The 15,545-nt window shown below is 68.5% G+C and carries 13 protein-coding genes; 8 read left to right on the forward strand and 5 right to left on the reverse strand.

Features of this window, described 5'->3' with window-relative positions; all coding sequences use genetic code 11:
* Positions 1–88 precede the first annotated feature (88 nt).
* Positions 89–523 (forward strand): DUF4383 domain-containing protein, encoded by a 435-nt coding sequence (locus tag QR64_RS21315; RefSeq protein ID WP_039587091.1) that lies wholly within the window; start codon positions 89–91, stop codon positions 521–523.
* 48 nt (positions 524–571) lie between these two features.
* Here the strand turns inward: QR64_RS21315 and QR64_RS21320 are convergent, their stop codons facing one another.
* Positions 572–2,305 carry a RecQ family ATP-dependent DNA helicase gene (locus tag QR64_RS21320; RefSeq protein ID WP_052227385.1) on the reverse strand — a complete coding sequence of 578 codons (1,734 nt, stop codon included), beginning with the start codon at positions 2,303–2,305 and terminating at the stop codon, positions 572–574.
* 162 nt (positions 2,306–2,467) lie between these two features.
* Between QR64_RS21320 and QR64_RS21325 the strand changes: the two genes are divergently transcribed.
* Positions 2,468–3,259 (forward strand): SDR family NAD(P)-dependent oxidoreductase, encoded by a 792-nt coding sequence (locus QR64_RS21325; protein WP_039587093.1) that lies wholly within the window; start codon positions 2,468–2,470, stop codon positions 3,257–3,259.
* Positions 3,260–3,278: 19 nt separating this feature from the next.
* Here QR64_RS21325 and QR64_RS21330 read toward each other — a convergent pair whose 3' ends face one another.
* Together QR64_RS21330 and QR64_RS21335 are read right to left on the reverse strand one after the other, a co-directional pair.
* The gene (locus QR64_RS21330; protein WP_006551417.1) at positions 3,279–3,905 is read right to left on the reverse strand and encodes a hypothetical protein; all 627 of its coding nucleotides are present in this window, start codon (positions 3,903–3,905) and stop codon (positions 3,279–3,281) included.
* Between the two features lie 33 nt (positions 3,906–3,938).
* Positions 3,939–4,442 (reverse strand): hypothetical protein, encoded by a 504-nt coding sequence (locus QR64_RS21335; protein ID WP_006551418.1) that lies wholly within the window; start codon positions 4,440–4,442, stop codon positions 3,939–3,941.
* 112 nt (positions 4,443–4,554) lie between these two features.
* On the opposite strand from QR64_RS21335, the gene QR64_RS21340 reads away from it, so the two are divergent.
* A complete protein-coding gene (locus QR64_RS21340; RefSeq protein WP_006551419.1) occupies positions 4,555–4,854 on the forward strand; it encodes a protease inhibitor I42 family protein in 300 nt (99 codons plus the stop codon).
* Positions 4,855–4,897: 43 nt separating this feature from the next.
* Here QR64_RS21340 and QR64_RS21345 read toward each other — a convergent pair whose 3' ends face one another.
* Positions 4,898–5,815: a neutral zinc metallopeptidase gene (locus QR64_RS21345; protein WP_024100766.1), complete on the reverse strand. Its 918-nt coding sequence runs from the start codon at positions 5,813–5,815 to the stop codon at positions 4,898–4,900.
* Positions 5,816–5,954: 139 nt separating this feature from the next.
* Between QR64_RS21345 and aspS the strand changes: the two genes are divergently transcribed.
* From aspS to QR64_RS21360, 3 genes are all read left to right on the forward strand, one after another.
* On the forward strand, positions 5,955–7,742 hold the full coding sequence (aspS, locus tag QR64_RS21350) for an aspartate--tRNA ligase (protein ID WP_024100767.1): 1,788 nt from the start codon (positions 5,955–5,957) through the stop codon (positions 7,740–7,742).
* A gap of 181 nt (positions 7,743–7,923) precedes the next feature.
* Complete coding sequence (locus QR64_RS21355) at positions 7,924–8,193, forward strand: DUF4235 domain-containing protein (protein ID WP_006551422.1); 270 nt, start codon at positions 7,924–7,926, stop codon at positions 8,191–8,193.
* A gap of 204 nt (positions 8,194–8,397) precedes the next feature.
* Entirely contained in the window at positions 8,398–9,561 is a 1,164-nt protein-coding gene (locus QR64_RS21360) for a kinase (RefSeq protein WP_033096583.1), read from the forward strand.
* Between the two features lie 31 nt (positions 9,562–9,592).
* Here the strand turns inward: QR64_RS21360 and QR64_RS21365 are convergent, their stop codons facing one another.
* On the reverse strand, positions 9,593–11,230 hold the full coding sequence (locus tag QR64_RS21365; RefSeq protein WP_039587095.1) for an alkaline phosphatase D family protein: 1,638 nt from the start codon (positions 11,228–11,230) through the stop codon (positions 9,593–9,595).
* A 95-nt stretch (positions 11,231–11,325) separates the two neighbouring features.
* Between QR64_RS21365 and QR64_RS21370 the strand changes: the two genes are divergently transcribed.
* Together QR64_RS21370 and alaS are read left to right on the forward strand one after the other, a co-directional pair.
* A complete protein-coding gene (locus tag QR64_RS21370) occupies positions 11,326–12,738 on the forward strand; it encodes a replication-associated recombination protein A (RefSeq protein ID WP_039587096.1) in 1,413 nt (470 codons plus the stop codon).
* Positions 12,739–12,876: 138 nt separating this feature from the next.
* Positions 12,877–15,543 (forward strand): alanine--tRNA ligase, encoded by a 2,667-nt coding sequence (alaS, locus tag QR64_RS21375; RefSeq protein WP_039587098.1) that lies wholly within the window; start codon positions 12,877–12,879, stop codon positions 15,541–15,543.
* Positions 15,544–15,545: the final 2 nt, after the last annotated feature.

Consider the following 15,545-nt stretch of genomic DNA (forward strand, 5'->3'; position numbering starts at 1 on the left):
TGTAATTCGGATCACTCGACCCGAACGGACGTTCGGTGAGAGGACGCGGAACATGACATCTCGAACCCCAAGCCCCGGCCGTGGCTCGATGACGGCAACACCGGTGCAGACTGCGGCGCTCGTGGTGGGCGCTGTCTTCCTCCTGGTGGGCATCCTCGGCTTCATCCCGGGGGTCACGTCGGACTACGATCAACTCTCGGGCGCAGGCCATCATTCCGAAGCCATGCTCCTGGGGATCTTCCAGGTCTCCATCCTGCACAACATCGTGCACCTGTTGTTCGGTGTCCTGGGGCTCGCTGCGGCCCGGGCCGTGGCAACCGCCCGCAGTTTCCTGATCATCGGCGGTGCGATCTACCTGGTGCTCTGGATCTACAGCCTGATCATCGACAAGGACAGCGGCGCCAACTTCGTGCCGGTGAACTCCGCGGACGACTGGCTGCACTTCGTCCTGGGTGTAGGCATGATCGCGCTCGGTGTGCTCCTGACACGCACGCGGACCACCCCGGGCACGGTTCGCCCGTGATCCGTACCCACCCGTCGTGATGACGGGATCCGGAGAACCCGTGGCCCCTCACGCCACGGGTTCTTCGGCATGGGCAGGTACGGGCTCTGCCGGTGCGGGGTCGTCGACTTTCAGCACCCCCGACTCGGCGACTGCATCGAGCGACAGTGTCCGATAACCCTCGCTGTCGAACAGGACGGTGACGCGATCGTGCTCGCAGGTCATCACCACTCCCGGTCCCCACTCGGCATGCACGACATGCGTGTTCGGGGCGAACACGGACGTCTCGCAGTACGCCGGGGCAGTATCGGCGCCCCGAAGCACGGATACCGTCGCAACCTCGTCGGACGCGCCGTCCCGGCAGGTGTCGCACCGGCCGCAGGGGTCGGACAGCGTCTCGCCGAAGTACCCGAGCAGGAACCGGCGGCGGCAACCGCGAGTCTCGGCGAAGCCCCGCATCATCTCGACCCGCGATCGGTCCAGTCGTTCGCCCGACGCGGCCGTCTCGCGTGCGTGCTCGACCGCCTTCCGTCGGGGGATGTCGGCGGCGGAGAGTCCACGCCGGCCGGAGACGAGCGCTCCGCACCGTTCGAGCAGGTTCACCGCGTTGGCCAGTCTCCGCCCCCGCACGTCGAGCTCGGTACGCAGCCGTCCGAGCCTCATCGGCGACGCGGAGCGGACCGCCGAGAACACGTGGCCGATCAGCTCCTCGTCGGGGTTGTGGGTGGTGAAGAAGGTCGCGAGCGACAAATCCTCGGGACGGTAGAACATCAGGACGGTGGCCGGCTCCCCGTCGCGTCCGGCGCGCCCGATCTGCTGGTAGTAGGAATCGACCGAGTCCGGTGTCGAGGCGTGCACGACGAAACGCACGTCCGGCTTGTCGATGCCCATACCGAAGGCGGAGGTCGCCACCACGACATCGCAGCGACCGTCGAGGAATCCGAGGTGAACGTCCTCGCGCTCGGCCGCGCGCATCCCGGCGTGATACGGGCACGCGTCGATCCCGCGTTCACGCAGGGCCTCTGCGTATCGCTCGGTGTCCCTGCGGGTCGCGGCGTACAGAATGCCGGGACCGGGCAGGGACGCCACGGCCTCGACGACGGCGCGCCGCTTCTCGCCGTCGTCAGTGTGCCTGCGCACCTCGATGTCGAGATTCGGGCGGTCGAAACCACCGGCGACGACGAACGGATCCCGCATGCGCAACGCCTCGACGATGTCCTCGCGGACCGGGGGTGAGGCGGTGGCGGTGAGCGCGACGACGGGTGGCCGGCCCAGGGCCTCGGCCACGTCTCCCAGGCGTAGATATTCCGGCCTGAAGTCATGGCCCCACATGGCGACACAGTGCGCTTCGTCGACGACGAGGAGCGAGACCTCCACGCTTCTCAGACGCTCCAGGACCTCGTCCTTGGCGAGCTGCTCGGGGGCGAGGAAGACGTAGTCGGCATCGTGTTCGAGCACGGCCCGCCAGTTCGCCTCGTTCTCCGACTCGCGCTGGCGCGAATTGATCGCGACCGCCTCGGGTGCCTCCGAGTGGTCCAGACCGGCGATCTGATCGTTCTGGAGCGCGATCAAGGGCGAGACGACGACCGTCACCCCCGGTAGCAGCAGCGAGGGCACCTGATAGATCGCGGACTTCCCGGAGCCGGTGGCCATCACGGCGAGGACGTCGCGTCCGCCCAGCAGCGGAACCATCGCGTCCAGTTGTTCGGGACGCAGCGTGTCCCAGCCGAACACCTTCTGCGCGGCGGCGCAGAGTTCCTCGCGTGCATCCTCCGATGCAATGTCGGACGACGACCGATACATCTTGTGCTGCAAGTGGACTCCAGAACTCGGAAGGGACTGCGCGCGCAGGGTGCCCTCCGCATACCCGAGGACGTGCCCGCCCCAAACGGTTGCGAGATCCCGGCGCCGTGTCGACCCGGCGGGGTGTGGGTACCCGCGAGCCAGACGTGCCGAGGAGGAGATATGAACGACGCTCGACCTCTCGCTCTGGTGACCGGAGCATCGCGAGGCATAGGCCGGGAGTTGGCGGCCCTGTTCGCGGCCGACGGATACGACCTCGTGCTCGCGGCGAGATCGGACACTCTGGACGAGGTCGCCGCAGACCTGCGGACGTCCGGCGCGGAGGTGGTGTCGGTCCACGCGGATCTGAGGACTCCAAAAGGGGTCCGGGCGGTCCACGAGGCTGCGACGGCCGGAGGTCGCGTCCCGGCGGCGGCTGCGCTCAACGCCGGTGTCGGGATCGGCGGGGCGTTCGTCGACGCAGAGCTCGGGGACGTCCTCTCGATCGTCGACGTCAACGTGCGCTCGACGGTGCATCTGGCGCACCTGCTGCTGAACGACATGCTGCGGGCGGGCTCGGGCCGGATGCTCGTCACCTCGTCGGTGGTGTCGAAGATGCCCGGCCCCTACCAGGCCGTGTACAACGCGTCCAAGGCCTTCGTGCAGTCCTTCACCGACGGCGTCCGCAAGGAACTCGACGGCAGCGGGGTCACGCTCACCGCGATGCTCCCCGGTGCCACCGACACCCACTTCTTCACACGTGCCGGGATGCTCGACACGATCCTCGGGAAGGCGCCCAAGGACGATCCCGCGCACGTCGCGCGCGACGGTTATGCCGCTCTGATGCGCGGCGAGGCGACTGTGGTGCCCGGCTCCGTGCTCGCGAAATCCATGGCGGTCTTCGGCACGGTGGCGCCCGACGCGGTGACCTCGGCGGTTCACCGGGTCCTGGCCAAGCCTCGATCGGGGCGATGATCCGCGACGGCAGGACCGCTCAGTCGGATCGCGTCCGCACTGCCGGGCGGGTGGGGTGGTCGTAGCGCACCAGGACGTCCGCGTCCGCTCCTGCATGTTCGAGCACCGCGTCATGTTCGAGCACCGCGTCGATCGTCCAGTGATCCTCGGGGCGCGTGCGCCTTTCGAGCGCGCCCCGGGACATCGTCAGGACGACGGTGACATCGAAGTCGAGACCACGGCCGAGAAGCATAGGGCCGGCGACGACGAGGATCTGGTCCTCCGCCGCTCGACGCGGGCGCTCGCGCGCCGAACGGTCGGTGCGTTCGTCCCACAGCCGCGGAAGCCATCGTCGATGTTCGTGTACCGCGCGCAGCACCTCTCGGTCGACCGCGGCGTAGTCGAACCAGTCGTGGCGGTAGCTGTACGGATCGGTCCGTCCGTGCTCGAGCCGGAGCGATGCGGGCCGGACGAAATCGTGGAGATCGACGACGTCCGCTGCGCGGCCCCGCGTTCTCAGTTCCGTCGCGACACGCTGTGCGAATTCCACCGGGTCTGCCGCGTCCGGTGCGCTCACGGCGATGCACACGCTTCCGGTGAGCGCCTCGGCGCGATCGGCGACGGAGGCCGTGAGTATCTCGGGGGTCAGGGGAGTGAAGGCGGGCATCGCGCGCCGTTCACGCCCATCCGCGTATGGGGGTCACCAGGGCGGCGTGTCGTTCCCGTCCGGTACCGGGGTGTCGAGAAGCCGGTCGAGCCAGAGCACCGCCTCGACCAGCGCTTCCATCTGCGACGCCCAGTCCATGGCGAAGACCACTTCGTCGAGTTCGCTGCGGGCCGCGACCGAGTCGCCGGCGAGCGCGTCGACGACCGCTTTCATCACGGTGCTCTCCGGCTGCGGGAGTTCCTCCGGCCGGACGTGACGGCCGCTCTCGGTCCGGATGGTCAGTTCGAAGCTCTCGTCGCCACGCACCTGCGGGCCGATCTTGTCGACGACGACGTCGGCGATCGTCGAGACTGTCCACCTCAGCACGTTCCCGTAGAGCGGGGGAGTGATCTGTGACGGCGGGTCCGAACCGGGGCTCGACACCAGCGCCGCGACCTCTTCGGTCAGTTCGCTGTAGCCGTTCTCGTGTGCGAGAGCGAGAAGGCGTCCTCCCATCACCGCGTCGCTGCGTGTGATTCCGGCTCGTTCTTCGTGCATGCAGAACGAATGCCCCGTTTTGTGTCCCATCACACATCGCGGTCGCGACGGGTGTGCTAGCGCCATGGTCACGAGAGTGAGGGAAATCACATTCGCGGGCTATCCTGAGGTCATGAAGCACATCGCCACTGGTCCGAAGGATGTCACGGTCGGTGTCGGGGACACGATCGAACTGCATCTCCCTGAGAACACCTCCCGGGACTACTGCTGGTCGACGTCGAGGGTCGGAGAGGGACTCGTCCTTCGCGACATCCGATTCCTGCCGTCGAAGAACCCGTTGCCGGGAGGGACCGGCGAGCGGGTCTTCTGTTTCAAGGCGCGCCGCGCCGGTACCTGGCCCATCTCGCTGCGCATGCGGAAGCATGCCGACCTGGTCGCCGACCGCGCGAACATGACCGTCACTGTCGCGTGACGGCGTCTCGGCGCTCGCTCTGCGGTTCACGACACCGCGGAACTCAGCGCAGTGCCGGCGGGTTGTCGAGATCGCGTGCCGAGTAGGTGTCACACGCGTCGACCCGGCCGGTGCGGTATCCGGCCAGGAACCAGGCCTGACGCTGCTCGGACGACCCGTGAGTCCATCCTTCCGGGTTCACCCGGCCGGTGGCGGCCCGCTGGATCCGGTCGTCGCCGACGGCCGACGCGGCCGACAGCGCGTCGCGGATGTCGGTGTCGGTGAGCGGCACGAGGAAGGGCTCTCCGGTGGTCGGCTCGGGCAGCTTGTCGGCATGGTAGGCCCACACCCCGGCGTAGCAGTCGGCCTGCAGTTCCGTACGGACAGCGCCGGATTCGGGGCCGCGCGGGTCGGCCTGTGCGCGACCGAGATCGCCGAGCTGGTTCTGCAGGTGGTGCCCGAACTCGTGGGCGACGACGTATTCCTGCGCGAGCGGACCTCCACTGGCGCCGAACCGTGTCTCGAGTTCGTCGAAGAAGCTGGTGTCGAAGTAGGCGGTCCGGTCCGCCGGGCAGTAGAAGGGCCCGATGTCGCTGGTGGCGTTGCCGCAACCGGTGGACGTGGCCGAGGTGAAGATCTCGACCTCCGGCTGCACATAGGCCACGCCGGTCTGTGTCGCGAACTGCTGCTCCCACACCGAGTCGAGCGACCCGACGGTGTAGAGCACCCGGCAGTCGACGTTCTCGTTCGCGGCGCTGCCACCGACCTCGCACTGTTCGAGTGCGCTCTCGGCTTGCGGATCGCCGGAGGTGTCGGGCATTCCCGAGCCGAGCAGCGAGGACGGATCGCCGCCGAACAGCAGCGCCAGGATGATGACGATCAGGCCGCCGGCCCCGCCACCGAGAGCGAGCTTTCCGCCACGCCCACCGCCGCCGGTACGGACACGGCCCGCATCCATGCGTGCACCTTCTCTGAACGTCATCGCCGCCGCTTTCTCCTGTGTTCGTCGGATTCGGACAAGCTTGGCACGAACTATTCGGTACGGGTGCGCTCGGGCCGATCGTGTCTTTCGTAGGATTACAGCCGACGAACCCGTCGCTGATCGTTTCGAAAGGAATTCCGTGCTGCGCACCCATCTCGCCGGCTCGTTGCGAGCCGAGCACGCCGAGCAGACAGTCACCCTCACCGGTTGGGTTGCCCGGCGACGCGATCACGGCGGGGTCATCTTCATCGACCTGCGCGACGCCTCGGGTGTCTCGCAGGTGGTCTTCCGCAGCGCCGGCGTCCTCGAGCAGGCGCACCGGCTCCGCGCGGAGTACTGCGTCCGGATCACCGGCAAGGTGGAGGTCCGCCCCGAGGGCAACCAGAACTTCGAGATCCCGACCGGTGCGATCGAGGTCGACGCCTCCGAGCTCGTGGTTCTCAACGAGGCCGCCCCGCTGCCGTTCCAGCTCGACGATCAGGTCGGCGAGGAAGCGCGCCTGAAGTACCGCTACCTGGATCTGCGTCGCGAGAAGCCGGGCAAGACCATCCGTCTGCGCAGCAAGGTCAACGCTGCTGCCCGCGCGGTGCTCGCCCACCACGAGTTCGTGGAGGTCGAGACCCCGACCCTCACCCGCTCCACGCCGGAGGGTGCGCGCGACTTCCTGGTCCCGGCCCGCCTGCAGCCCGGTAACTTCTACGCTCTGCCGCAGTCCCCGCAGCTGTTCAAGCAGCTGCTCATGGTCGGTGGCATCGAGCGCTACTACCAGATCGCCCGCTGCTACCGCGACGAGGACTTCCGCGCCGACCGTCAGCCCGAGTTCACCCAGCTCGACATCGAGATGGCGTTCGTCAATCAGGACGACGTGATCCTCCTCGCCGAGGAGGTGCTGCACGCGTTGTGGCGCCTGGTGGGCTACGAACTCGAGACCCCGATCCCGCGGATGACCTACGCCGAGGCCATGCGCCGTTTCGGCACCGACAAGCCGGATCTGCGTTTCGGCATCGAACTCGTGGAGTGCAAGGAGTTCTTCAAGGACACCACCTTCCGCGTCTTCCAGGCCGAGTACGTCGGTGCCGTCGTCATGCCGGGTGGCGCGAGCCAGCCGCGTCGTCAGCTCGACGCATGGCAGGAGTGGGCCAAGCAGCGCGGTGCCAAGGGTCTCGCCTACGTGCTCGTCGGTGAGGACGGCACGTTGAGCGGTCCGGTCGCCAAGAACCTCACCGACGCCGAACGCGAGGGTCTCGCCGCGCACGTGGGCGCGAACCCCGGCGACTGCATCTTCTTCGCCGCCGGTCCCACCAAGCAGATGCGTGCACTGCTCGGCGCCGCCCGCGACGAGATCGCCCGCAAGCTCGATCTGATCGATCCGAACGCATGGGCGTTCGTGTGGGTGGTCGACGCCCCGCTGTTCGAGCCGGCGGCCGACGCGACCGCGAGCGGTGATGTGGCCCTCGGTCATTCGGCGTGGACCGCGGTGCACCACGCGTTCACCTCGCCCAAGCCCGAGTACATCGACACCTTCGATACCGATCCGGGTTCGGCGTTGGCGTACGCCTACGACATCGTCTGCAACGGCAACGAGATCGGTGGCGGCTCGATCCGTATCCACCGCCCCGACATCCAGGAGCGGGTGTTCAAGGTGATGGGCATCTCGGAGGAGGAAGCGAACGAGAAGTTCGGCTTCCTGCTCGAGGCGTTCAAGTACGGCGCGCCCCCGCACGGCGGCATCGCCTTCGGCTGGGACCGCATCACCGCGCTGCTCGCCGGGATGGACTCGATCCGCGAGGTCATCGCGTTCCCCAAGTCCGGTGGCGGTGTCGATCCGCTGACCGATGCACCCGGCCCGATCACGCCGGAGCAGCGCAAGGAGACAGGCATCGACTTCGTGCCCGAACCCGAGACCGAGGGCGCTGACAAGGCCTGATTACCCGTAGCTGTCGATGGCGCGGTGTCGCCCGTCTCCGGACGGGGGCACCGCGCCGTCGTGTGTGCCGTCCGGTGGTGCTCCCGAGTGAGGTTCGTGGGCCCGATGAGGTTTGTGAGGATCCTGCCCGGGTACTCCGTCGGTCCGGCGCCAACGGGGGCGACGGATCGAGGAGGTATCCATGGCCGACGCACGCGTGATCTTCTACAAGCCGCTCGCTCTCGCAGCCAGTGTGGGAGGAGGCATCCTCGCCGGAGCCGTCTTCAACCAAGTGTGGAAGAAGGTCGGCGGCAGTGACGAACGGCCCGAACCTCAGGATCTGTCGCAGCGCACCCGGGACGTGCTGATCGCGGCCGCCCTCCAGGGTCTGATCTTCGGTGTCGTGAAGGCTGCGGTGGATCGTGGCACCGCCCGTGGTTTTCAGAAGGTGACACACGTTTCACCGGAATGATCGTGACGTGTCCCGATCGTGATCGGCGTCCGAGGAGCGGAGCGGCCGGGGCGCGGACGGGGACACACCCGGATGAACAGCGATTTTCCCTCGCAAAGCAGACAAAAGCGACCTGGTGGGCCGGGCACGGGTGAAGAAGGTCCTGCTCGATCCGAGCATTGTGGAGGACCTCGTCGTGACCGAGAACCTGTAGATTGGGCAGTGATGACCGCAACATTGGCAGACCCCGTGTCCGAGGTGGTTCACGCCGCCGAAGCGCTGCTCACCCGCCGTACCGGCGCCACGGTGACCCTGACCGATCCGGTGGATCTCGGGGGCAGTGGCCGCTCGATGGTCGTACGGGTACGAGTGGCCGCCAATCCGTTCTCGCTCCCGCGCACTCTTGTCCTCAAGCAGGTACCGCCCTCGCGTGGCACCGGCCACGTCGACTTCCGCGGTTCCGAGACGGACGAGCAGATCGCCTTCCTCCGCGAGGCGGTCTCCTACCAGTTCACGACGGCCCTCGCGAAGGATCACCGTCCGGGTGCCGAACTGCTCGCCTACGACTTCGACGCTCGCCTGCTGGTCCTCAGCGACCTCGGCGACGCGACCACCCTGTCGGAGGTGCTCCGCAACAGTTCCGAGGCCGCCGGGAACACCCTGATGGCCCTGGCTCAGGCACTCGGACGCATGCATGCGGCGACCGTCGGCCGCGAGGAGGACTTCGCGGCGCTGCTGCGTCGCGCCGACGTCGCGCGGGTCGCCGACGCCGTGTCCCAGCAGGCCCTCGATGCCGTGCGGGGTGTGCCCGAGCTCCTCGAGGCCGACTTCGGCCTGTCGGTGCCCGAGTCGGTACGCGAGCGTGCCGAGCGGGCGTCCAAGCTGTTCACCGGCGGGCGTTTCCGGGCCTTCAGCCCGTCCGACCTGTGCCCCGACAACATCGTGGTCGGCGACGAGGGTGTGCAGTTCCTCGACTACGAATGGGGCGGCTTCCGCGACGCGACCCTGGACATCGCGTACGCCCTCAGTTCCTTCCCGCTGTGCCTGTGCTCGGTGCCGCTGTCCGTCGATCGCATCCGTGCGATGGCCGACGCGTGGCGCGCCGAGGTCGTCGCCATGTGGCCGCAGCTGGCCTACGACGAGGTGCTCGAGGAGCGGCTGCTCGACGCACTGCTCGCGTGCATCTGGCTGAGCACGCACCTGTTCCTGCCCGAGGACCATGCCCGGATCGCCTCGGTACGCGAACACGGACTGTCTGTGCCGCGCATCCCCGCGCTCCGCGCCCGTTGGTCGCTGCTCGCCGAGTTCGCCACCGCGACAGGCCACGACGACGTCGCCGCGCATGCCCGCGACGTGCTCGCCCACCTCGAGGACCGCGCCGCCGGCTAGAGCGACCGATCCGCCAGGTGCCGACCGGCGTCTACACCAGCGGAGCGGCGGGTTCGATCCTCGTCGCGCCGTCGGCCACCCGGTATCCCGCGGCGCGGCGCGCGTCCGTGTTCGGATCCGTGCGGTCGCCGATGAAGAACCACTCCATCTGCGTCGCCTCGGGAGTCACGTCGAGCACCCCGTAACCGTGCGAATCGAGTTCGACGAACCGCACGTGCCGGTTGGCCGCGGTCGCCGTCGCCTCCAGCGCGGGCGACAGGCTCCGCGGAGGCACACCGAGCAACTCGTCGATGTTCGCCGACGTCACCGACGGAACCACGAACTCCGTGGCGACGGTGCCCGCACCCGGATAGTCGGCAGCGTCCATCGGGACGTCCATCGCCCAGGAGGTGTGGATGTCGCCCGTGAGGAAGACGACGTTGCGCAGTCCCGCCGCCGTGATGGTGTCCATCAACCGTCGACGGTCGGCGGTGTAGCCGTCCCACTGATCGGTGTTGAAGGGCAGTCCGCCGGCCGGCACTCCGACGAGTTCGGTCAGTGCTCCGGTGGTCCGCGGATCGAGCGGTGGTAACACGATCGGCGAGAACATCACCGAATTGCCGATCAACTGCCATCGTGTGGGGGAGGTCGCCAGCCCGGCGGTGAGCCATTCCATCTGGTCCCGGCCGGTCATCGTGCGCCCCGGATCGTCGACCTGCCGTCCGACTGCGAGGACCTGCTGGGAACGGTAGCTCCGCAGATCCAGCATCGACAGTTCGGCGAGCCGTCCGTACCGCAGGCGCCGGTAGAGCCGTCCGCCGTTCGGGCGAACCGGCATCCATTCGTCGTAGGCCTGCACCGACGCGGCCTTGCGGGGGGCCCAGTCGCCCTCGACGAGGGGATCGTGATTCTCCGCCCCGCCCGCCCAGGCGTCGTTCGCCGACTCGTGGTCGTCCCAGATCACGATCCACGGCACCTTCGCGTGCAGCGACTGCAGGTTCGGATCGGTCTTGTACTGCGCGTGCCGGATGCGGTAGTCGGCGAGACTCACGATCTCGTGGGCGGGCTCGTGCGTCCGAACTCCGCGGCCACCGGCGACGGGGAACTTCCCGGCCGCGTACTCGTACAGATAGTCGCCGAGGTGCACCACGGCGTCGAGATCGTCGCGTGCGGCGAGGTGGCGGTAGGAGGAGAAGAAACCGCCCTCCCAGTCGGCGCACGACACGACCCCGAAGCGCAGGCGTGCGACCGCAGCGTCGGGCGAGGGCGCGGTGAACGTCCTGCCGGTCGGGGAGACGGCACCGCCGGCGCGGAATCGATAGAAGTAGGTCGTGCCCGGTACGAGCCCGCGAGCGTCGACCTTGACCGTGTGGTCGGAGACGGAACTCGCTGTCACCGTCCCACTCGCGACCAGCGTGTCGAAGCTGTTGCTGCGGGCGAGTTCCCAGGTGACCGGGACGTCCGGTCCCGCACCCGAGCCGGGCGTCGCCTCCGGCGAGGGTGTCACCCGCGTCCACAGGATCACCGCGTCGGGCAACGGATCTCCCGATGCCACGCCGTGCGCGAAGACGGCGGGGGATGCCTGCGCGTGCTGAGTGGTCGAGGCGAAGGCCGCCGCACCTGCGGCGAGGATCGACGACCGGAGCACGGCGCGACGGGACACATGTTCGGCGGACGGTGTCGTGGCCACGACCAAGATCCGACCACACGGTCGGTCATCCGTCCACGCGAACGACGAACACCGCCGTCGACCGGGCGTCGGCGCGAGCTTGTAGCGTCGGATGCGTGAGTGATCTTTTCGGGGCGAACGACCCGTCTGCCGAACCGGACGCCCTGTTCGAGGCGCCACGCGAACCGGAACCCGAGGACGAACCGCAGGTCCGCCGGCAACCCGTCGCGGCCGGCGGCGCGAACGCGCCCCTCGCTGCGCGCATGCGACCGGCGAGTCTCGACGAGGTGGTCGGGCAACAACACCTGCTCGAACCGGGAGCACCGCTGCGGCGGCTCGTCGAGGGATCGGGTGCGGCCTCCGTCGTGCTCTACGGTCCGCCCGGTACCGGGAAGACGACCCTGGCCTCGCTGATCTCCGGAGCCACCGGACGCCGGTTCGAAGCGCTGTCCGCCCTGTCGGCGGGCGTCAAGGACGTGCGTGCCGTCATCGACCTGGCACGCCGGCGCCTCACCCACGGCGAACAGACCGTGCTGTTCATCGACGAGGTCCACCGCTTCTCGAAGACCCAGCAGGACGCGCTGCTCGCCGCGGTCGAGAACCGCATCGTGCTGCTGGTCGCGGCGACGACCGAGAACCCGTCGTTCTCCGTGGTCGCCCCGCTGCTGTCGCGCTCGCTCGTGCTGCAGTTGCAGCCGCTCGGGCCCGACGACATTCGGGCACTGCTCGAACGTGCGCGCACCGACGTCCGTGGACTCGCGGATGCGGTCGAGATCGACGACGATGCTCTCGACCACCTCGTCCGGCTCGCCGGGGGCGACGCCCGCCGTGCCCTCACGGCGCTCGAGGCCTCCGCCGACACCGCGCTCGCCGTCTCCGGTGGCGACGCGGCCGTCATCGACCTCGCGACCGTGGAGTCGAGCATCGACGAGGCCGCCGTGCGCTACGACCGCGACGGCGACCAGCACTTCGACGTCGCGAGCGCCTTCATCAAGTCGCTGCGCGGCTCCGACGTCGACGCGGCCCTGCACTATCTGGCACGGATGATCGTCGCGGGGGAGGACCCGCGCTTCATCGCCCGTCGCCTGATGATCCAGGCCAGCGAGGAGGTGGGCATGGCCGACCCCACCGCTCTGCAGACGGCGGTCGCCGCAGCGCAGGTCGTGCAGCAGGTCGGGATGCCCGAAGCCCAGCTCGCGCTCGCCCAGGCCACCATCCACATCGCCACCGCCCCCAAGTCGGGCTCGGTGACCGCCGCGCTCGGCACCGCGATCGCCGACGTGAAGGCGGGCAAGGCCGGTCCGGTGCCCGCCCACCTGCGCGACGGTCACTATCAGGGCGCGCAGAAGCTCGGCAACGCGATCGGCTACAAGTTCCCGCACGCGCACCCGGACGGCGTGCTCGCGCAGCAGTACGCCCCGGACGAGCTGGTCGGCGTCGACTATTACGAGCCGACCGGTCGCGGTGTGGAACGGGAGCTTTCGGCCCGCCTGCCCAAGCTGCGCCGCATCGTGCGCGGTGAGCGGTGACGCCCTCCGCCGAGTACTCACGGCGCCGTACCGCGGCCGCTTTCGGCGGCGCGATAAGCTGAAGAACGGCCGATCGACAGGGTCGACCGCCCGTCCCGGGAAGTTCACACCATCGCCAGACCACAAAGGACCATCGACGTGCAGACCCACGAGATCCGCAGGCGCTTTCTCGATCACTTCGTGAAGGCGGGACACACCGAGGTGCCCAGCGCGTCGCTGATCCTCGCCGATCCCAACCTGCTGTTCGTCAACGCCGGCATGGTCCCGTTCGTGCCCTACTTCCTCGGGCAGCAGACCCCGCCCTACACCCGCGCCACGTCGGTGCAGAAGTGTGTGCGCACCCTCGACATCGAGGAGGTCGGCAAGACCACCCGCCACAACACCTTCTTCCAGATGGCCGGCAACTTCTCGTTCGGCGACTACTTCAAGGAAGAGGCCATCACCTTCGCGTGGTCGCTGCTCACCGGATCCGTCGAGGACGGCGGCTACGGAATCGACCCCGAGAAGTTGTGGGCGACGGTCTATCTCGACGACGACGAAGCGTTTTCGATCTGGCGCGACAAGGTCGGCGTGCCCGAGGAACGCATCCAGCGTCGCGGCATGAAGGACAACTACTGGTCGATGGGCATCCCCGGGCCGTGCGGTCCGTGCTCCGAGATCTTCTACGACCGCGGCCCCGCCTACGGCGTCGAAGGCGGCCCCGAGGCCGACGAGGACCGCTACATCGAGATCTGGAATCTCGTGTTCATGCAGAACGAGCGCGGTGAGGGTGGTGCCAAGGACGACTACCCGATCCTCGGCCCACTGCCGAAGAAGAACATCGACACCGGCATGGGTGTCGAACGCGTCGCCTTCCTGCTCCAGGGCGTCGAGAACGTCTACGAGACCGACCTGCTGCGCCCCGTGATCGACAAGGCCGCCGAACTCACCGGCGCCGTCTACGGCGCGAAGCACGACGACGACGTGCGCTTCCGCGTGATCGCCGACCACGCCCGCACCGCGGCGATGCTCATCGTCGACGGCGTCAACCCCGGCAACGACGGCCGCGGCTACGTGCTGCGCCGCCTGCTCCGCCGCATCGTGCGCTCGGCGCGTTTGCTCGGCGCCGACAAGCCCACCATGCGAGAGTTCATGGCGGTCGTGCGCGACACCATGGCCCCGTCCTATCCCGAATTCGACACCGACTTCTCGCGCATCGAGACCGTCGCGGTGGGCGAGGAGACGGCCTTCCTCAAGACCCTCGGTACCGGCAGCAAGCTGTTCGAAGGCGCTGTAGAGACCGTGAAGTCGCAGGGTAGGAATGTGCTCGGTGGCACGGAGGCGTTCACCCTCCACGACACCTACGGGTTCCCGATCGACCTCACCCTCGAGATGGCGGCCGAGGCGGGCCTGACCGTCGACGAGGAGGGCTTCCGATCGCTCATGGCCGAGCAGCGCCAGCGCGCCAAGGACGACGCCCGGGCCCGCAAGCACGCCCACGCCGACCTGACCGTCTACAAGGAACTCCTCGACCGCGGTCCCACCGAGTTCACCGGTTTCAGCGAGCTGGTGACCGAGGCGCACGTGCTCGCCGTCATCACCGGTGGCGAGCGCCTGCACGCGGCGGGCGCGGGCCAGCAGGTCGAGCTGATCCTCGATCGCAGCCCCCTCTACGCGGAGTCCGGCGGCCAGATCGCCGACATCGGCAGCATCACCGGCCCGGGCCTGAAGATCAAGGTCGACGACGTCCAGAAGATCGCCAAGCAACTGTGGACCCACAAGGTCACGGTGCTCGAGGGCCAGGTCGTCGAAGGCGACGCCGTCCTCGTGCAGGTCGATCCCGAGTGGCGCAAGGGCGCCACCCAGGGCCACTCCGGCACCCACCTGGTCCACGCCGCGCTGCGCGAGGTGCTCGGCCCCAACGCCGTGCAGGCCGGTTCGCTCAACAAGCCCGGCTACCTGCGCTTCGACTTCTCGTGGCCCGGCGCCCTGTCCGAGCAGCAGAAGCAGGACATCGAGGCCGTCACCAACGAGGCCGTCGCGGCGAACTATCCCGTCAACACCTTCGTCACCGACCTCGACAAGGCAAAGAAGATGGGCGCGATGGCCCTGTTCGGCGAGAACTACGGCGACGAGGTCCGCGTCGTCGAGATCGGCGGCCCGTTCTCGATGGAGCTGTGCGGCGGCACGCATGTGCAGCACTCCTCGCACGTCGGCACCGTCACGCTCCTCGGTGAGCAGTCCGTCGGTTCCGGCATCCGCCGCGTCGAGGCGTACGTCGGTCTCGACTCGTACCGCCACCTGGCGAAGGAACGCGCGCTGCTCGCGGGCCTGTCCTCGACCCTGAGGGTTCCCTCCGAGGAGGTGCCCGGACGTGTCGAGGCCCTGCTCGATCGGCTCAAGGCCGCCGAGAAGGAACTCGAGAAGACCCGCGCCGCGAACGTCGCCGCCGCAGCCGGAACGTACGCGAGCAAGGCGCAGCGCGTCGGTGACGTGCTCGTCGTGGCCGAGGCCGCCCCGGAGGATGTCGCCGGCAACGACCTGCGCACACTCGCATCCGACGTCCGTGGCCGGCTCGGCACCGAGCCCGCCGTGGTGCTGCTGCTCGGCAACGCCGGCGGCAAGGTGCCCTTCGTCGTGGCCACCACCAAGGCTGCGCAGGAGAAGGGCATCAAGGCAGGCGACCTCGTCGCGAGCTTCGGTCCCGCGATCGGTGGTCGCGGGGGCGGCAAGCCCGACATGGCTCAGGGCGCAGGGGCGGATCCGGCCGGTATCCCGGCCGCACTCGATGCTTTCCGTGCCCGTCTGAGCGAGCTGGCCGGCTGAGC

The sequence above is a fragment of the Rhodococcus sp. Chr-9 genome (assembly GCF_000801125.1).
Classification (GTDB): domain Bacteria; phylum Actinomycetota; class Actinomycetes; order Mycobacteriales; family Mycobacteriaceae; genus Rhodococcus; species Rhodococcus pyridinivorans.